This window comes from Pseudomonas sp. R1-1, from assembly GCF_051132135.1.
Classification (GTDB): domain Bacteria; phylum Pseudomonadota; class Gammaproteobacteria; order Pseudomonadales; family Pseudomonadaceae; genus Aquipseudomonas.
Window position 1 is genome coordinate 4,684,470 of record NZ_CP071663.1, and the last position, 18,059, is coordinate 4,702,528.

General features: G+C 59.7%; 11 protein-coding genes and 1 riboswitch. Of the genes, 7 read left to right on the forward strand and 4 right to left on the reverse strand.

Annotated features, from left to right (window positions below):
• The first annotated feature begins 56 nt into the window (after positions 1-56).
• Positions 57-1,169: an enoyl-CoA hydratase/isomerase family protein gene (locus J3P75_RS21015; RefSeq protein ID WP_434708035.1), complete on the forward strand. Its 1,113-nt coding sequence runs from the start codon at positions 57-59 to the stop codon at positions 1,167-1,169.
• 67 nt (positions 1,170-1,236) lie between these two features.
• Here the strand turns inward: J3P75_RS21015 and J3P75_RS21020 are convergent, their stop codons facing one another.
• The 4 genes from J3P75_RS21020 to J3P75_RS21035 form a co-directional block, all read right to left on the reverse strand.
• A complete protein-coding gene (locus tag J3P75_RS21020) occupies positions 1,237-6,780 on the reverse strand; it encodes a calcium-binding protein (RefSeq protein ID WP_434708036.1) in 5,544 nt (1,847 codons plus the stop codon).
• A 2-nt stretch (positions 6,781-6,782) separates the two neighbouring features.
• Positions 6,783-7,637, reverse strand: coding sequence for a hypothetical protein (locus tag J3P75_RS21025; protein WP_434708037.1), 855 nt, complete (start codon positions 7,635-7,637; stop codon positions 6,783-6,785).
• 1 nt (position 7,638) lies between these two features.
• A complete protein-coding gene (locus tag J3P75_RS21030; protein WP_434708038.1) occupies positions 7,639-8,883 on the reverse strand; it encodes a glycosyltransferase family 4 protein in 1,245 nt (414 codons plus the stop codon).
• Positions 8,884-9,079: 196 nt separating this feature from the next.
• Positions 9,080-9,481: a hypothetical protein gene (locus J3P75_RS21035; RefSeq protein WP_434708039.1), complete on the reverse strand. Its 402-nt coding sequence runs from the start codon at positions 9,479-9,481 to the stop codon at positions 9,080-9,082.
• Between the two features lie 395 nt (positions 9,482-9,876).
• Positions 9,877-9,977, forward strand: a riboswitch (guanidine-I (ykkC/yxkD leader).
• A gap of 63 nt (positions 9,978-10,040) precedes the next feature.
• On the opposite strand from J3P75_RS21035, the gene J3P75_RS21040 reads away from it, so the two are divergent.
• The 6 genes from J3P75_RS21040 to uca all read left to right on the forward strand — a co-directional run bounded on the left by J3P75_RS21040 (position 10,041) and on the right by uca (position 18,058).
• Complete coding sequence (locus J3P75_RS21040; protein ID WP_434708040.1) at positions 10,041-11,108, forward strand: putative urea ABC transporter substrate-binding protein; 1,068 nt, start codon at positions 10,041-10,043, stop codon at positions 11,106-11,108.
• A gap of 18 nt (positions 11,109-11,126) precedes the next feature.
• A complete protein-coding gene (locus J3P75_RS21045; protein WP_434708041.1) occupies positions 11,127-11,942 on the forward strand; it encodes an ABC transporter permease in 816 nt (271 codons plus the stop codon).
• On the forward strand, positions 11,939-12,727 hold the full coding sequence (locus tag J3P75_RS21050) for an ABC transporter ATP-binding protein (protein ID WP_434708042.1): 789 nt from the start codon (positions 11,939-11,941) through the stop codon (positions 12,725-12,727). Before J3P75_RS21045 ends, J3P75_RS21050 begins: the two co-directional genes overlap by 4 nt.
• Before the next feature lie 25 nt (positions 12,728-12,752).
• Positions 12,753-13,478, forward strand: a complete 726-nt coding sequence (locus tag J3P75_RS21055; RefSeq protein ID WP_434708043.1) for an urea amidolyase associated protein UAAP1 — start codon at positions 12,753-12,755, stop codon at positions 13,476-13,478.
• Between the two features lie 11 nt (positions 13,479-13,489).
• The gene (locus tag J3P75_RS21060; protein ID WP_434708044.1) at positions 13,490-14,131 is read left to right on the forward strand and encodes an urea amidolyase associated protein UAAP2; all 642 of its coding nucleotides are present in this window, start codon (positions 13,490-13,492) and stop codon (positions 14,129-14,131) included.
• A 279-nt stretch (positions 14,132-14,410) separates the two neighbouring features.
• A complete protein-coding gene (gene uca, locus J3P75_RS21065; RefSeq protein ID WP_434708045.1) occupies positions 14,411-18,058 on the forward strand; it encodes an urea carboxylase in 3,648 nt (1,215 codons plus the stop codon).
• Position 18,059 lies beyond the last annotated feature (1 nt).

An 18,059-nucleotide genomic window follows, 5' to 3' on the forward strand; every position in this document is an offset into this window, starting at 1 on the left:
GGCACTTTCCCCCACAACGATCATACTGATCGTTCAATTTCTGGATCGAGGTCACGATGAATCTGCACTTCGAAGAACTCACCGGCACCGACGGCGCCCGTATCGGCATCGCCAGCCTGGATGCCGAAAAGTCGCTGAACGCGCTGTCCCTGCCGATGATCAACGCCCTCGCCGACAAACTCAGCGCCTGGGGCAATGACCCGCAAATCGTCTGCGTGCTATTGCGTGGCAATGGCACCAAGGCGTTCTGTGCCGGCGGCGAAGTTCGCAGCCTGGTCGAAGCCTGCCGCGCCCATCCCGGTGAAGTCCCGCCGCTGGCGGCGCAGTTTTTCAGTGCTGAATATCGACTCGACTACCAACTGCACACCTACCCAAAACCGCTGATCTGCTGGGGCCACGGTTACGTGCTTGGCGGCGGCATGGGGTTGTTGCAAGCTGCGAGCACGCGGATCGTCACGCCGAGCAGTCGTCTGGCGATGCCGGAAATCATTATCGGTCTCTACCCGGATGTCGGCGCCAGTTGGTTTCTCGCCCGTTTGCCGGGCAAGCTCGGGCTGTTTCTCGGTTTGACTGGCGCGCACATCAATGGCCGTGATGCGTTGGATCTGGGCCTGGCCGACCGGTTTCTGCTCGACGAACAGCAACCGGAGCTGATCAAAGGCTTGTTGCAGCTGAACTGGCAGGAACAGACCGACATGCAGCTCAACAGCCTGCTCAAGGCCTTGCAACAGGAAGCCCTGGCGCAGATGCCCGAAGCCCAGTGGCTGCCGCGTCGGCCGCAGATCGACGAATTGCTCGATGTCAGCGATGTCGCGTGTGCCTGGACCGCCCTCAGCCTGCAACGCGACAGCAGCGACCCGCTGATCGCCCGCGCAGCAAAGACCCTGAGCGAAGGCTCGCCGCTGACTGCGCATCTGGTCTGGCAGCAGATCATCCGCGCGCGGCATATGTCACTGGCCGAAGTGTTCCAGATGGAATACACCCTGAGCCTCAATTGCTGTCGGCATCCGGAATTCAGCGAGGGGGTACGCGCACGGTTGATCGACAAGGATCAGAAGCCACATTGGCACTGGCCGGATATTCATCACGTGCCGGAAGCGGTGGTGGAAGCGCATTTTCACAAGGTTTGGGAGGGGCGGCATCCGTTGGCGGATTTGACTCAGTATTGAGATGACGCGTGGCCCGCGATGGCAATGGGGTTTGCATCGCGGGCTGGCTCATCGACCGTCCTGCTACTCAGACATTCAGTTCGTAGAACTCGATGATTTCCGCCATCGCCTGTTGAGCTTCATCGTCGCCCTTTATCAAAATTTCTTCGACATTCTTCAGGGGCGGAAGAGGATGTAGTCGCTCGGCAATTTGCGTCGCGGTGTAGTCTTGAATCGCTGTTCCTTCGCTGACCCTTATGAACCCGATCGCGCTTTCCATCCCGGCAAAGTGCCTGGCAACGCGAATTTTCGGAGCCATGCCGTAGTCCACGACAATCACCAGATCATCGTGCTCACGGTGAAATTTCAAATTGTCGATCGTCAGCCTGCGCTGGGAAAAATCGATGCCATCCAGACCGCCACCGCTGTTGATGACCACATCTCTGCCGAGGCCATCGTATTGGTAAATATCATTGCCAGCGCCGCCGGACAGCGTGTCATTGCCTGGCCCACCCAACAGCAGATCGTCACCCTGGCTACCTGTAAGCACGTCGTCCCCTTGCATGCCTCGGATTTCGCCCGCGCCGGTTATCGTGTCATTGCCACGACCGCCCACTAATGGAAGTGCTCGTCCGTCTCGCAAGGAGATGAACCGGGTAGGATTGTTGACGATTACGCCAGTCTGAAAAGTGTCGGGTGCGGGACCCAACTGACTGGACTCCAGGAGCTGCTTCACACCCACGCTTGTTCCGTCGGCAAACTGGACGCGCTCAATACCGGTCCCTTCCAGATCGCCAGCCTCAGGCAGGACGATACGGACTTTCTGCGTTCCACCCCATCTAATATCAAGCGTCGGGTAGAGCCTTTTCGCCCGAGGTGGTTGGCGGTAAGCCGCGCGCGCCGGATTGGGTTGCAACTCGACATGGGTGGTTTCAATCAGTGCAGCCCCCCAGCACAATTGCAGCGCATCGCGCTTCGCTTCTGCTGGTAGAACGACGGTATCCTGATCGACCAACCCGTACGCGTCTTTCCACCCAGCCACGCCGACTTCCGGCCGTTGGAAAACCGGGTTCAACACATCCGCAATCGTGGTGGTCGCGCCGGCATGCGCCTGAATGATGTAGGTGTCCGCGCCGTCTTCACCGTAAAGCCAGTCAGCCCCTGATCCACTGACCAGATAGTCCGCGCCTTCGGAACCGAGCAGCGTGTCGTTGCCGGCCCCGGCGGATAAATACGCGCCCGGTGTTCTGTGACCGACAGTGCCGTAATCGAGAGGGGACCCTGCACAAGCGACGATCAGATCGTCTCCCGCGCCGCCGTGGAACACATTTTCGACTTCGACATTAATCCGCCCGCCAGCATCGTCGCCCTGGACGATTTTGCGTTTGATGGTTGCCGTCTCCAGGTTGCGGCGAAACTCCTTGCGCAGCGTTTCGCCCGCTCCGAAGCTTTCAGCCGGATAGATGTACCAGCCTTGAAGGGCACCGGAGTCTTTTCTGTCTTCGACCAGAACATCTCCGGTTTTGAATGAAAAGCCACCGGCAGAACCGGATCGATAATAGCCGGGCGCCTGGCTTGCGCGGGGTCTCGCGCCCTCGGCTGTTACCCGTTTCTGTTCCGTCTCGGTTGTGACGCCAGACTGCCTTTCACTGAACACTGCTTGCCCGCCATGTGCCCCCATCCATGGCGGCGTTTCAGACAGTGTTCCCGTTTCGATGCGCTCATCAATCAGCTCGGTGTGGGTGGTGTACCCGGTATCGCTGGTGGTGATGTGGCTACGAACCCAGACACCGTGTTCATTCAAGGCAAAACCGGTGGCGTATCTGCGGGTAGAGCGCTCCGACTCGATTTGCGCGAGGAATTTTTCGCTCCAGTCAACGTGTGGATCGGACCCCACAGGGCCTTGCGCCGCAAGGGTTTCATCGTCTCGCTGACCGCCGACGTCAACGTGGCTTTCATCGACCACATGATTGGTTTGCATGGCGGTTACAACTTCAGATGCGGCTAACTCAGGCACCGGCATCGGCGGCAGTGTTTTGCGCAAGACTTCTTCATAGCCCAGTACAACACCGTCGCTGAAGCTGAAAGTCGAATCCTTCCACTTCTCGTGGTGCTTGATGAGCAGTGCGTCGCCCATCCCGTTGTCCAACCGCATGACCGTGCCGGCCGCCCCTTCAAGGATGTCGGCTTTCAGGCTTTGCGCGGAAAACCCTGCACCGAACCGGACAATATTTCTGCCACCCGAATCGTTAACAACATCCAGCCCGTCGCCAGTGCCGAAATAGTAGATATCAGCCCCCTCCAGCCCTTCCAGCACGTCATGACCGGGACCGCCATCAAACACGTTGTTGCCCGAATCGCCGCGCAGGTAATCCGTCCCTTCCCCGCCCATCAAGGTGTCGTTGCCGCCGCCTCCGAGCAAGGTGTCGTTGCCTGAGCCGCCGTCAAGATAATCGGCGCCCGAATCGGCTTCAGCGGTTTGTTCGTAATCGCCGGCCAAAAGGTCCTCACCCATCCCGCCGTACAGTGTGTCGGCACCGAAGCCGCCCTGTAACGTGTCATTTCCTTCGCCGCCATCAAGGAAGTCATTGCTGATTCCGCCCGGTTGCAAGTCAGACACGTCGCCATCCAGGAAATCAGCGCCAGCGCCACCCAACAGCGTATCCGAGCCACCCATGCCTCGCAGGGTATCGTCCCCCGCGCCGCCATCAAGAAAGTCGTTACCGTGGTAACGAACCGGATGATCAGGGCTATCGGCGATCAGATCATCGTTGCCCTCGCCGCCGAAGAGCAGATCATCGGCACCGCCGCCCCAGAGCCGGTCGTCGCCCGCGCCTCCGTCCAGCAGATCATTGCCAAAAAAATGCGCGGCATCGCCAGCGACGCCGTCCAGTACGTCGTCATCACCTTGCAAAGTGTCATTGCCGGAGCCGCCATACAACGCGTCGCTGCCACCGTTACCGGCGATCAAGTCGTTACCGCTGCCGCCGTCCAGCACATCGTTGCCATGATGCTTGCTGGACAGACCACCGCCCCAATCGAGGTTGTCACCGAGCATCACGTCGTTGCCGCTGCCACCGGCCAAGGTGTCGTGACCTTGCTCGCCTTTGAGAAAATCGTCGTCAGCTCCGCCGTCAAGCAGGTCCTCACCCCAACCGCCGTTGATAAAATCCTTGCCGCCCTGCCCATAGAGCACGTCATCACCGCCCTCCGCCGCACTGTTTACCGAGGCCTTTGAATAGACCGTGCGGTGACTGGTCACACCGCTAGCAATAAAGACGTTCGCGCGCTTGACCGCCCAACCCTGCTCGAGGGCACCGGTGGTTTCGTCTCCGGATAAAACGTCGTCGCCAGCACCGCCGATCAAGGTATCCCGGTCGTTCCCACCGAGGAGTACGTCTCGAGATGCGGTCCCGATCAGCAAGTCGTTCCCTTGGCTGCCATCAAGCCAGTCTCCGCGGCTTGCCTTGCCCTTGGCGTCACCGTCGGCCATGGCTTTTTCCAGTGTCGTCTCCTTGTCGCCAAATAATCGATCGTCTCCAGCCTTGCCGAACAATCGATCAGAACCGCCCATACCGAGAATGACGTCATCTGCAGCGGAACCGTAAAGTACATCGGCCTTGTTGCGCTGTTTGACCTTGGGCAGCAGCACAACGTTGCCCAATTCATCATGGGTTGGCTGATCGCCGGGGACAGTGGGATCAGCGTCTTTTGCTTTCCAGTCGCCCTGGAGTTTCAGATCTGCGACGGCGACCGGCTGTCCCACGTACTCAGGAAGACGGATGCCAAGCATTCCAGGCTGGAAATTCTTGATAACAACCAGATCGTTCAGGCCATATTTGACATTCAGCGTGTGTTCAATAAGCGTCAGGGTGATGGCCTGGTCCTCGGTAGACCAGATATTGCTCAGCGGCGCGCGGCGCTTGAGTGAAGGAATGGGCGAACCGTTGATCCATAGCTGCCCATTTAGGTTGGCATCGACAATCTCGTCGATGCCATCGCCGCTGGAAAACTCGTAGCGGTCATTGCCCTCGCCTCCGAACAATGAGTCGTTACCCTTTCCACCCACCAGAACATCATCACCAGCCATTCCGAACAGCGCGTCATTGCCGTCGCCTCCGGCCAATGAATCATTACCGCGTCCACCTTCGATAACGTCATGACCCGCTGCACCATTGATCGTGTCATTGCCCTCGCCGCCATACAGATGATCGCCATTTACGCCACCGGCGAAAGAGCGCCCGCCGTCATCACCGAACATGGCCAGCGGGTTCAATACACCGGTGGTCATCGGCGCCTGTCTGCCGGATGCGAGATCGGAGTAGGAATACTTCTGCAGCGAGTGCTCTGCGAACGAGCCCCGGGTTCGAGCAATCAATCGGGCCAGCATCTGCGCACGATCTGTCAGCCACTGCGCGGTGATAAAGCCTTCGCCAGTGTGCGAATCGTAAAGGTCGAGGTTGCGGTCGGGATAACCGTCGGCTCGTTCCATGACGACTTCACTGAGTTGCTGCAAAGAGTTGCGCAACGCCAGACCGAGCGTCGTCGCCTCGCCTGCGAGTTTCGCCCATGCATTGGCATTGCCGAACTCGCCTATTGTCCGGGTGACAATGCTTTGCGACTGCTCCGGGGAGAATGCCGAGAAGAATGCATAAGCGTTGCTGGCGAAGGTTTCGTTGGTGGTGGGTGTGGCGGCAGAATCGCCATCGTAAGTGCGCTTGAACATGTCGAGAAATTCGTTCTGGCCGTAGCGCAAGATCAACTCGACCACGGCGGCAACAGGCGTGCCTTTCACTACATGCTGAATCAGCGGATTCACACTGCCACTCGCCAGCGCGATATTGATTTGTTCCGGCACCACTGAAAGCAGACTTTGCAGTGGATTGACGCCGAAATTGCTGATCGCCGCCCGCAGGCCGACGCTGTAGGCGTCGATGGCGAAGAGGATATTTTTATAGTCGTCGAGCCGGTTGGGTTTTGCCTGAAGGGGTGGTCCGTCATCTTCCCCGATCGAATCACCGGCGGAGATCAATCGCCAGGTTTCAAAGGGAGGCTTTCCACCTAACAAGCTGAAACCGACCGTTCCAGACCAACCGGCATTGCGCTTAACGGCCGTGTCGTCCTCCCCGCAAACCTCCTTGAACAGTGCCTCGCCAATCGCGCTGGCATCGATTTCTGCGATCTGGCTGATCGACGGAACGGTCCAGGGTGCCAGTTGACCGGCAAGGGATCCGTTGATCAGGGTATTGATGAAATTGACGGCAACCTGATTGGATGAAAGCTGCATCAGGTCTTCGCTGAAAATTGAATTCAGTCTGAGTTCCCCCTGACGTGAGGTGTAGCCACGAATCAGGGCAGAGTAGGCACCGTTTCCGCCGTTGGCATCAATGGCCACGGCAAGCCAGAGTCTGGCGCTTTTCAGCACCTCTCCAGCCTCTTTATCAGCAGCCACAACATCTGAAACTCTTGCGCCAATAATATCGAATAGCTTCTGGTACAGGGGGGCGCAGCTCGACCCTGCTGATTTCAGCGCATCGTACTGAATTTGTTTTGAGTGCAGCCTCATTCCTTTACAAATATTGGCTGCGTTGAAAATCTCTGATTTTTCCATATCGCTAAAAACATAACTCATTGTTACTTCCTTGTAATAACAGAGCGTGAAAGATAATCACTGAGATACTTGAGCATCTCAGGTGCTTCGCGTAATGACACTAGTCCGAGACTAACGCTACCGTGCCCCCCAGCGAAGTCGAAGTTATCCAGATTGATAGTGCAGAAGAAATTCAATTTGCCGAAATCAAGATTTTCCAATTCAGCTCTGCTGAACCGTGCCAGTTTCTCGTCAGTCAGTTGTTCCTCCGAAGCCGGACGAATCAAGCCATCACAGTTGATCAACCGAGGGGTTCCATCTCGCCGCGGCCAGCCAGTAATAACAAACGTTCTAACCGAATCTTCATTCTTGAAATGCGGCGGAGGCGCATCCAGCCAAATCTCCAGCCCCGGATAGTTCTTCAATTTCACGACCAACTCATCCGGCCAGTTGACGTGCCTATAACCCCGTTCATGGGGCTCGGTAGTTTCTTTTCTGGTAAAAAGTCCGGCATTCAATTTATAGAGCCGCCAACTTTTGGGAATCGACTCTGCGCGGTGATCCTGGTACCGGTGCAGTCCCGTCCCGGTCCACCAGAAAAAACCCTTCAGAGCAATCGCCAAACAAGCTTTCTTATTCACCAGTTCCGGCATGCCAACGTAAAACTCCGGGACCAGCGTCTTATCCACATAAACGCCACCCAATATCGGCACCTGTTTCATGCTCGCCAGTTTCTGTTGACAGGCCTTCTGGTCCGCTTGATAGATCGCCGCCGCCTCAGCGGACTGTTCTCTGCGAATATAAAATTCCGCTACGCAATAACAGACATATACGAACAAGCCATACTTCAATAACCTTTTAAGCCACTTGACCGCTTGCTTACGCGACATCACGAGCATTTCAAATCCCCGCCCCAAACCGAACAACAGCCCGTTTACCGTTTGGCCTCGACGTAGCGTTTTCAAACAGCTCAAAATATTGCTTCGTGCCGGCCGTTACATCGAATTTGCTCGCGGTCCGCTTTGCGGCGGCTTGCAGAGGGTTATATTCACCGCACGAGTTCAATACCTTGCTTACCCTTTCAGCAATCGCCTGACAGTCAAAGAAATCAACCAGCAGTCCATTAACCCCGTCCTGTATCACTTCCATTACCGGAGCCGTATCCGAAGCGACTATCACGCAACCGGAAGCCATCGCTTCCAATAACGACCACGACAACACAAACGGGTAGGTCAAATAAACGTGAACCGTCGAAAGCTGCAGAATCGCTCTATACGTTTGATAAGGAAGTCTTCCGGTGAAATGCACTCTGGAATGATCGAACTTCACTTCGGCCAGCATTCTGCAACGCCAATTGGCATATTCAGCCGGCATCCGTCCGTAGCTGACTTCATCCCCTCCCACGACGACTATCCGAGCGCTCGGACACGCAGCCTGGATCTGCGGGATCGCTCGCATGAAACTGTGAAAGCCGCGATACGGTTCCAGATTCCTCGCGACATAGGTCACGATCGGTTGCCCGGCTTTCAGCTCGGCCCCACAGGGCAACACAACAGACTCGACTTGCGCGACGCTACTGTTCTGAACGACACCTTCGTGGATGACCTTGATTCTGGATCGATAAGCTTGAGGAAAGAGGCTGCACTGCCAGTACGTAGGCGCGATCGCAATATCACATTGTTCAAGATTCAACAGATGCATCGAGTTGAGCACTCGAAGCCTTGAAGACTCACTTTCAGCGCGTGCAAACTCGGGATCGAACCCGGAGTCGGCGCCGTGGGCTCGATAGTAATACTCGCAATAGTGGACAAGCGGCGTATCGGGGAACACGTCTTTGACGAAGAGCGTTTCCCCCCAGCCAGGATGAGCAAGGACTACGTCGGGTCGATAGCCCGTCTGCTTCAAGCGGGTCAGAATCGTAAAGACCTTCTGGCCATCGATCACCGCTTGCTCGTAGCGGATCAGATAAGGGTGAATGCTGGCCGGTGTTTTCCTGCCAGTTCGATAGCGGAACAATCTCACCCCGTCGAGCCCCGGCGCCGTATCCCGACCTATCGCCAAGACCTCATCGCCCCGGGCAATCGCGGCCAGCAGCACATGGCGGAACTGGCCCGGAAAATTCTGGTGAACAACAAGCAGCTTCATAGCGGTGACGTCCGTTTTTCGCCGCTATCGAGCCAAGGTTTCCTCGCGTCGTTCGGCATCTGCAAACGCTAACAAATGCCTGGAAATGAAAATGTAGGAAGCGTCTGTGAATCCCCTCGGAGATGGCTACTGGAGCACTTTTCTGACGGGCATAAAAAAGCGGCGCTTCATGCGCCGCTTTTTCATTTGCGGTTGATTACCAGCGATTGCCACGGCCGTTGTAATCACGGCGACCGCTGTGCCGGTCGTAGTTGCCGCGACCGCGGTGGTCATTGTCCCAACCGCCGCGACGGTGGCCTTCCCAGCGTCCGCGGTCGTTGCCGTGCCAGCGGCGGCTTTCGTAATAACGCGGGGCCGGTTGGTAGTAGCGCGGCGCCTGGTAGTAGCGCGGTTGCTGGTAATAACGGGGTGCGGGCTGATAGTAACGCGGCGTCGAATAGTACGTGCTGCCGCCCCGGTAATACGTGCCACCTGTGTTGTAGTAGGCCGGTGCGGGTGAGGTATACACCTCGGAATAATACGAGTCCGCGTAGGAGTACGGGACGCAACCGGCAACGGAAAACATCAACGCAGCAAGCAGAAGAATTCGTCTATACATGGCGGCCTCCTGGACCGCGGGTGGGCCACACCAGCGACGCTGGCAGGCATCAGTCGTTTATCGGTGACTGACGAAAAATCAGACAGCGATTTCGGCATCTGGTGCGTTCCTGCAACAAGTTGAAACAAGTGATCGATGAAAGGTTATTCACATGCGAAAAGCCGTCATTCATCCGCTGATTGATGGTCGTGATCGGTAAATTCGCTGCGCTGATATCGACGCCCTCGAGCGCTGCACAACGGTGCAGCCGCGCACCAACACAAAGCGCATCGAAACCGCTCAATCATTACCACCACCAGCCAGCCCCCGAGCCAGAGGCTTCTTGCCGACTTGGCACGCCTCTCGCTTTAGCAACCTTGTGCAGGAGTCATCACAGGTTCGCGGCACCACAATTTGCAATGGCTGACTAGGGTTCCGGCTCGCATGTGCGAGTGGCTGGTCCGAGAGTTGGCGACCTCCAGTTGAGGTTACACGGCGGGACAAAAGCCCGGGAGACAAGCCACCGTTCGCGGTGCCGCGTTGCCTTCCTGTCCGCCCTCGATCAACTGGAGAACTCACCATGACCCGACTACATTTGCCCGCCCTGCTCGCCGCCGCATTCGCCGCGCTGCTCAGCACGCAATCTCCCGCCGCTCAGAAAGACCACTTCAGCGTGTGCTGGACGATCTACGCCGGCTGGATGCCATGGGAATACGCCGGCAGCCAGGGCATCGTCGACAAATGGGCGAAGAAATACGGGATCAAGATCGACGTCGTGCAGCTCAACGACTATGTCGAATCGATCAACCAGTACACCGCCGGCCAGTTCGACGGCTGCACCATGACCAACATGGATGCGCTGACCATTCCGGCCGCCGGCGGCGTCGACAGCACCGCGCTGATCGTCAGCGATTTCTCCAATGGCAACGACGGCATCGTCCTCAAGGGTGAAGGCAGGAAGGTCGCCGATCTCAAGGGCATGGACGTCAACCTGGTCGAGCTGTCGGTCTCGCACTACCTTCTGGCCCGCGCCCTGGACTCGGTGGACCTGACCGAGAAAGACCTGAAAGTGGTCAACACCTCCGATGCCGACATTTCCGCCGCTTTCAATACCGATGAAGTCAAGGCCGTGACCACCTGGAACCCGATGCTTTCCGACATCAAGGCCAAACCCGGCGTGACCGAGGTGTTCAACTCCAGCCAGATTCCCGGCGAAATCATGGACATGATGGTGGTCAACAGCGCCACCCTCAAAGACAACCCGGCACTGGGCAAAGCATTGACCGGCGCATGGTTCGAAGTGGTCGCGCTGATGAACGCGAAGAACGCTGCGAGCAAGGCCGCTCTGGAGTACATGGCCAAGGCCTCGGGCACCGATCTCGCCGGATTCCAGGCGCAACTGGACACCACCCGATTGTTCGCCACGCCAGCCGAAGCTTTGAGCTTCGCCACCAGCAAACAACTGCCGGACACAATGCGCAAGGTCGCCGAGTTTTCCTTCGAGCACGGTTTGCTCGGCGAAGGTGCGAAAGACCCCAGCGCGGTCGGCATGAGCTTCGCCAACGGCGTGACCAGCGGCGACACCGGCAATCTCAAGCTGCGTTTCGATCCGACTTACGTGCAGATGGCCGCCGACGCCAAGCTGTAAGCCACGGAGGATTTGGCCATGCGCCTGATCAATCGCCACCCGGATCGCCCGAGTCGCCTGCTGCTGGTGCTCTTGCCGTTCGCCCTGGTGCTGTTCGCCTATTTCAATGGCTCGGCCGAGCGTCTGGCGGACAACCCCAACGACAAACTGCTGCCCAGCGCCGTGCAGATGACCGATGCGGTGAAACGCCTGGCCTTCAGTGCCGACAGCCGCACCGGTGAATACCTGTTGTGGCAGGACACTGCGTCGAGTCTACGGCGCCTGGCCATCGGCCTTGGCATCGCTGCACTGGCCGGGCTGTGCCTGGGCATTGCCGCCGGCACGCTGCCGCTGTTTGGCGCACCGTTGTCGCCGCTGCTGACGGTGTTGTCGATGGTGCCACCGCTGGCGATCCTGCCGATTCTGTTCATCGTGTTCGGTCTGGGCGAGTTGTCGAAAGTCATGCTGATCGTGATCGGCATCACCCCGGCCCTCGCCCGCGATCTGGAACAACGCGCCCGGGAGATTCCCGTGGAACTGTTGATCAAGGCACAGACCCTGGGCGCCTCGACCTGGACGCTGATGCTGCGCGTGGTGCTGCCGCAGTTGCTGCCGCGTCTGCTGATTTCGCTGCGGCTGATGCTCGGCTCGGCGTGGCTGTTCCTGATTGCGGCGGAAGCGATCGCCTCGACCGATGGCCTTGGCTACCGGATCTTCCTCGTCCGCCGTTACCTGGCGATGGACGTGATTCTGCCGTACGTGGTGTGGATCACCCTCCTCGCCTGGCTGATGGACTGGGCGTTGAAACGCCTGACGCTACGCGCCTTCCCCTGGTATGAGGGGGCCGGCAAATGAGCTTCATCACGGTGAAAAACGTCTGGCAGCAATACGCCGATCAGGTCGTGCTGGAGGGCTTGAACCTGAGCGTCAACGAGGGCGAGTTCTGCACCTTGGTCGGCGCGTCCGGCTGCGGCAAATCGACGTTCCTGCGCCTGCTGCTCGGCCAGGAAAGCGCCAGTCGCGGTGAAATTCTGCTCGACGGTCAGCCGCTGGCCAGCGAGCCGGACGCCAGCCGCGGCGTGGTGTTCCAGCGCTACTCGGTGTTCCCGCACCTGAGCGTGCTCGACAACGTCGCCCTCGGTCTGGAACTGCCGCACGCGCCGTTGCTCGGCCGGTTGTTCGGCAGCGCCAAGCGCGACGCGCGCGAGCAGGCGACGGCATTGCTGGTCAAGGTCGGCCTCGGTCATGCGCTGGACAAGTACCCGGCGCAGCTCTCCGGCGGTATGCAGCAACGGCTGGCGATCGCCCAGGCACTGATCATGAAACCGCGCGTGCTGTTGCTCGACGAACCGTTCGGCGCGCTCGATCCGGGCATCCGCAAAGACATGCACGCGCTGCTGCTGGAGCTGTGGCGCGAGACGCGTTTGACGGTGTTCATGGTCACCCACGACCTGTCCGAAGGCTTCAACCTTGGCACCCGCCTGCTGGTGTTCGACAAGGTTCGCCTCGACCCGCATGCCCCCGGCGCCTATGGCGCGCGCATCACCTACGACATCCCTTTGAACAGCGACCGCCGCGCCCAGCGCGCCGCGGTCGACGCCCTGCCGCTGCACCTGGCCGGCACCCTTCGCACCGCTTGAGAGGACTGCATTGATGAACACGCCAATGACTGATTCGACCCGATTGTTCCCACCCTTTGCTGAGGAAATGCTACCCGGTGGCGGCCACCGTTCGTTCGTGCTCAAGCGCGGCCAACTGCTGCGCCTGACCGACCTGCGCGGCGGCGCCAACGTCAGCCTGACCCTGCTCAACGCCAACGAAAAAACCGAGCGGCTGAACCTTCCCGACAGCCTCAAATGCCAACACACCGCCAAGCTCACCAGCGGCCATTGCCTGTACTCGGACATGGGCCGCGTACTGGCCGCGATCACCGCCGACACCTGCGGCTGGAGCGACAGCCTCGGCGGCGTGCTCTGTGCTGAAGAAGTCGCCGAAAAATACGGACAGGGCCGCTATCAGGAACTGCGCAACGGCTTCTTCCGCAACGGCACCGATAACCTGTTGGTGGAGCTCGGCAAGTGGGGCCTGGGCCTGTCCGATCTGCTGATGACCCTCAATCTGTTCAGCCGGGTGAATGTCGATGAGGCCGGACGTTTGCACTTCGTCGAAGGCAATTCCAAGGCTGGCGATTACATCGAGTTGTACGCGCCGATGGACACCCTGGTGGTACTTACCGCGCTGCAGCACCCGATGGACCCGGCGCCGGAATACGCGCCAAAACCGCTGAAGCTCAGCTGGATGAACGCCGACGCCAGCGTCGCCGAGCACTGCCGCACCTCGCGCCCGGAAAACCAGCGCGGCTTCATCAACACCGACCGTTTGTTCGCCTGAGGATCGCTGCCATGTCCGTTGCAATCGCCACTTCGCCAAAACAACCCGACGCTGCGGTGTACCGCGCCACCATCCCGGCCGGCGAGCCGTGGCTGCTGGAGGTCAAGGCCGGCCAGACCCTGCGCATCCTCGATCTGGAAGGCAATCAGGCCATCGACACCTTGTTCTACAGCCTCGCCAATCCCAAGGAACGCTACGACGTGCAGCGCACCCTGCGCCGGCAGAACAGCGTTTATCTGAGCACCGGCAGCGTGCTGTATTCCAACCTCGGCCAGCCGATGCTGACCATTATCGCCGACACCTGCGGGCGCCACGACACCCTCGGCGGCGCCTGCGCGCAAGAGAGCAACACCGTGCGCTACGCCCTGGAAAAACGCTACATGCACAGCTGCCGCGACAACTACCTGCGCGCCTGCGCCCACGACGGTCGACTGGGCAAAGGCGACATCGGCCCGAACATCAATTTCTTCATGAACGTGCCGGTCACGGCGGATGGCGGGCTGACCTTCGAGGACGGCATTTCCGCGCCGGGCAAGTACGTCGATTTGCGCGCGGAGATGGACGTGATCGTGCTGATCTCCAACTGCCCGCAGCTGAACAACCCATGCAACGCCTATAACCCGACGCCTGCGGAGTTGCTGGTATGGAACTGAAAATCAGCCGGTTGCGGCGTTGGCTTTTTAGCCTGTGCCAGGCGCGGTCCGGGCAGTGTGTGAAGAAGTGAATTCACCTCAGAAACCATTGTAGGAGTGAGCGTGCTCGCGATTGCGGTGTATCAGCCACAGCAGTCTTGACTGCCCCACCGCTATCGCGAGCAGGCTCACTCCTACAGGGGATCCGAGGTGGTTGGTGAATGTTTTTTCCATCCGGGACGGCCCGGATGTCTGTCAAAAAACAGCGGGACGGCCCGCTTCCCCTTCAGGGGTTATGCCATGTTCGAAAAAGTCCTGATTGCCAACCGTGGCGCCATTGCCTGCCGCATTCTGCGCACCCTCGCGCAACTGCAAGCGCAAGGCGTGGCGGTGTATTCCGAGGCCGATGCCGCCAGCCTGCACATCCTGCAAGCCGATGAAGCCCACAGCCTCGGTGAGGGCGCAGCGGCCAACACCTATCTGGCGGTCGAGAAGATCCTCGCCATAGCCCGGCAAAGCGGCGCCACAGCGATTCATCCCGGTTACGGATTTCTGTCGGAAAACGCCGCGTTCGCCGAAGCCTGCGAAGCGCAAGGCATCGCCTTCATCGGACCGACGCCTGAACAGTTGCGCGTGTTCGGCCTCAAGCACACCGCCCGCGCTCTGGCCAAACAGCACGGTGTGCCAATGCTCGAGGGCACCGAACTGCTCGACAGCCTCGACGCCGCGCTGATCGCTGGCGAACAGGTCGGCTACCCGGTGATGTTGAAAAGCACCGCCGGCGGCGGTGGCATCGGCATGCGTGTGTGCCGCAGCGCCAGCGAATTGCGCGACTCCTTCGACGCGGTGAAACGTCTCGGTCAGAACAATTTCAGCGACGCCGGAGTGTTCATCGAAAAGTACATCCAGCGCGCCAGGCATCTGGAAGTGCAAGTATTCGGCGATGGTCGCGGCGAAGTCATCGCCCTCGGCGTGCGCGACTGCTCGGTGCAGCGGCGCAACCAGAAAGTCCTCGAAGAAACCCCGGCGCCGAATCTGCCGGACGGCATGGCTGAAGCACTTTGCGCGGCGGCGATCAAACTGGCGAAAGCGGTGAATTACCGCAGCGCCGGCACCGTCGAATTCGTCTTCGACAGCGAGGCGCAGCGCTTTTATTTCCTCGAAGTGAACACACGCCTGCAGGTCGAGCACGGCGTCACCGAACAGGTCTGGGGCGTCGATCTGGTGCGCTGGATGGTCGAGCTGGCGGCCGGTGATCTGCCACCGTTGAGCGAGCTGTATCGCCAACTCCGACCCGAAGGCCATGCGATTCAGGCGCGGCTGTACGCGGAAGATCCGGGACGCGATTTCCAGCCGAGCCCGGGCTTACTGACGGCGGTGCAATTTCCGCCGGCCAATGGCGTGCAGTTGCGCATCGACACCTGGGTCGAGGCCGGTTGCGAGATCCCGCCGTATTTCGATCCGATGATCGCCAAGGTCATCACGTGGGCGCCGACCCGCGAACAGGCGCGCACCGAGTTGCATCAGACGCTGGGCGACAGCGTGCTGTACGGCGTGGAAACCAATCGCGATTATCTGCGGCAGATTCTTCTCGACGCGCCCTTCGCCAGCGGCGAACCGTGGACCCGTTGTCTCGAGAATCTGCTCTATCGCGCCAATACCTTCGAAGTGCTCAGTGCCGGTACGCAAACCAGCGTGCAGGACTATCCGGGCCGTCTCGGTTATTGGGCCGTCGGCGTGCCGCCCTCGGGACCGATGGACAGTCGCGCGATGCGCCTGGGCAATCGCCTGCTCGGCAACCCCGAAGGCGCGGCGGCGCTGGAAATCACCATGAGCGGGCCGTTGCTGCGTTTCAATTGCGAGGCGGTCGTGGCGGTGACCGGCGCGAAGCTGATGCTGACCCTCGATGGCGCAAACGTGCCGATGAACACCGCGCTGTTGATCCCGGCCGGCGCGACCTTGCACTTGGGCAGCCTCAGTGGCGCCGGCGCACGTAGTTATCTGTGTCTGCGCGGCGGCTTGCAGGTGCCGGATTATCTGGGCAGCAAAAGCACCTTCACGCTCGGCCAGTTCGGCGGGCATGGCGGTCGTGCGTTGCGTGCCGGCGACGTGCTGCACATACCAGCGCTAAGCGATCACAGCAGCGGTCAGCAACTGGCCGAACAGCACGTCACCGCTTTACCGGCCGGGCGCCAGATCCGAGTGATCTACGGCCCGCACGGCGCCCCGGAATACTTCACGGAAAACTACATCGACACGTTTTTCGCCACCGAGTGGGAAGTGCATTTCAACTCCAGCCGCACCGGCGTACGCCTGATCGGGCCGAAGCCGGAATGGGTGCGCGCGGACGGCGGTGAGGCGGGTCTGCATCCTTCGAACATTCATGACAACCCCTATGCGATCGGCGCGGTGGACTTCACTGGCGACATGCCGGTGATCCTTGGCCCGGACGGCCCGAGCCTGGGTGGGTTTGTCTGTCCGGTGACGGTGATCGAAGCGGATTTGTGGCAGTTGGGGCAGCTCAAGGCGGGCGACAGGATCCGGTTCACTCCTGTCGACCTAAAGACCGCACGCGATCTCGCCCTAAAATGGGATTCCCCCTGTGGGAGCCAGCCTGCTGGCGATGAAGTTGATGCGGTGTCTGAACGGGCGCCATCGCGAGCAGGCTCACTCCTACAGGGGATTGTGTCGCCTGTGGTTCTTGAGCTGAGCCGTGGCGATCAGCGCCTGGTTGCGCGAGTTTCTGGCGACACTCATTTACTGCTGGAAATCGGCGAGCCTGAACTCAATCTCGTTCTGCGCTTCCGCGCCCACGCCCTGATGCAGGCATTGCAAAGCAAAAACCTCCACGGCGTGATCGACCTCACCCCCGGCATCCGCTCGCTGCAAGTGCACTACCAGCCCGAGCAACTGCCGCTGGCCGATCTGCTCGGGATCATCGCTGGCGAGTGGGACGCGGTGTGCGCCGCCAAGGACCTGCAGGTGCCGTCGCGGATCGTCCATCTGCCGCTGTCGTGGGACGACCCGGCGTGCCAGTTGGCGATCGAAAAATACATGACCACCGTGCGCAAGGATGCGCCGTGGTGCCCGAGCAATCTGGAGTTCATCCGCCGCATCAACGACCTGCCAAACCTCGACGAAGTGCAGCGCACGGTGTTCGATGCAAGCTATCTGGTGATGGGCCTGGGCGATGTTTACCTCGGTGCGCCGGTGGCGACGCCGCTTGATCCGCGCCACCGTCTGGTCACCACCAAATACAACCCGGCGCGCACCTGGACAGCCGAGAATTCGGTGGGCATCGGTGGCGCTTATATGTGCGTGTACGGCATGGAAGGCCCCGGCGGTTATCAGTTCGTCGGGCGCACCTTGCAGATGTGGAATCGCTACCGCGAAGTCGCCGCGTTCGACGGCAAACCGTGGCTGCTGCGCTTCTTCGATCAGATCCGTTTCTACCCGGTCAGCGCTGAGGAACTGCTGCGCATTCGTCGCGATTTCCCGCTTGGGCGTTTCGAACTGAACATCGAACACAGCCAACTCAATCTTGCCGATTACCAGGCCTTTCTCAGTCGTGAAGCGCAGAGCATCGACGCCTTTCGTGCTCAGCAACAAGGCGCCTTCAACGCCGAGCGTGAGCGCTGGATCGCCAGCGGCCAAGCGCATTTCGACAGCGAAGAAGTACTCGCCGAATCCGTTGAAGACGCGCCGCTGGCGGCCGGCGAACACAGCGTCGACAGCCACATCGCCGGCAATCTCTGGCAGGTGCAGGTCGAGGCCGGCCACCGGGTTGCCGCAGGCGATGTGCTGGTGATTCTCGAGTCGATGAAGATGGAAATCCCGCTGCTCGCACCGCTGCCCGGGGTGGTCCGCGAGATACGCGTGCAACCCGGGTCGGCGGTGCGCGCCGGCCAGCGCGTTGTGGTGCTGGAACTCGACTCAAGCCCATTCTGAA

Bases quoted from the DNA above. Each gene is read 5' to 3' on its own strand.
- J3P75_RS21015 (WP_434708035.1), top strand. From the start codon at position 57: ATGAATCTGCACTTCGAAGAACTCACCGGCACCGACGGCGCCCGTATC.
- J3P75_RS21020 (WP_434708036.1), bottom strand. From the start codon at position 6,780: ATGAGTTATGTTTTTAGCGATATGGAAAAATCAGAGATTTTCAACGCA.
- J3P75_RS21025 (WP_434708037.1), bottom strand. From the start codon at position 7,637: ATGCTCGTGATGTCGCGTAAGCAAGCGGTCAAGTGGCTTAAAAGGTTA.
- J3P75_RS21030 (WP_434708038.1), bottom strand. From the start codon at position 8,883: ATGAAGCTGCTTGTTGTTCACCAGAATTTTCCGGGCCAGTTCCGCCAT.
- J3P75_RS21035 (WP_434708039.1), bottom strand. From the start codon at position 9,481: ATGTATAGACGAATTCTTCTGCTTGCTGCGTTGATGTTTTCCGTTGCC.
- J3P75_RS21040 (WP_434708040.1), top strand. From the start codon at position 10,041: ATGACCCGACTACATTTGCCCGCCCTGCTCGCCGCCGCATTCGCCGCG.
- J3P75_RS21045 (WP_434708041.1), top strand. From the start codon at position 11,127: ATGCGCCTGATCAATCGCCACCCGGATCGCCCGAGTCGCCTGCTGCTG.
- J3P75_RS21050 (WP_434708042.1), top strand. From the start codon at position 11,939: ATGAGCTTCATCACGGTGAAAAACGTCTGGCAGCAATACGCCGATCAG.
- J3P75_RS21055 (WP_434708043.1), top strand. From the start codon at position 12,753: ATGACTGATTCGACCCGATTGTTCCCACCCTTTGCTGAGGAAATGCTA.
- J3P75_RS21060 (WP_434708044.1), top strand. From the start codon at position 13,490: ATGTCCGTTGCAATCGCCACTTCGCCAAAACAACCCGACGCTGCGGTG.
- uca (WP_434708045.1), top strand. From the start codon at position 14,411: ATGTTCGAAAAAGTCCTGATTGCCAACCGTGGCGCCATTGCCTGCCGC.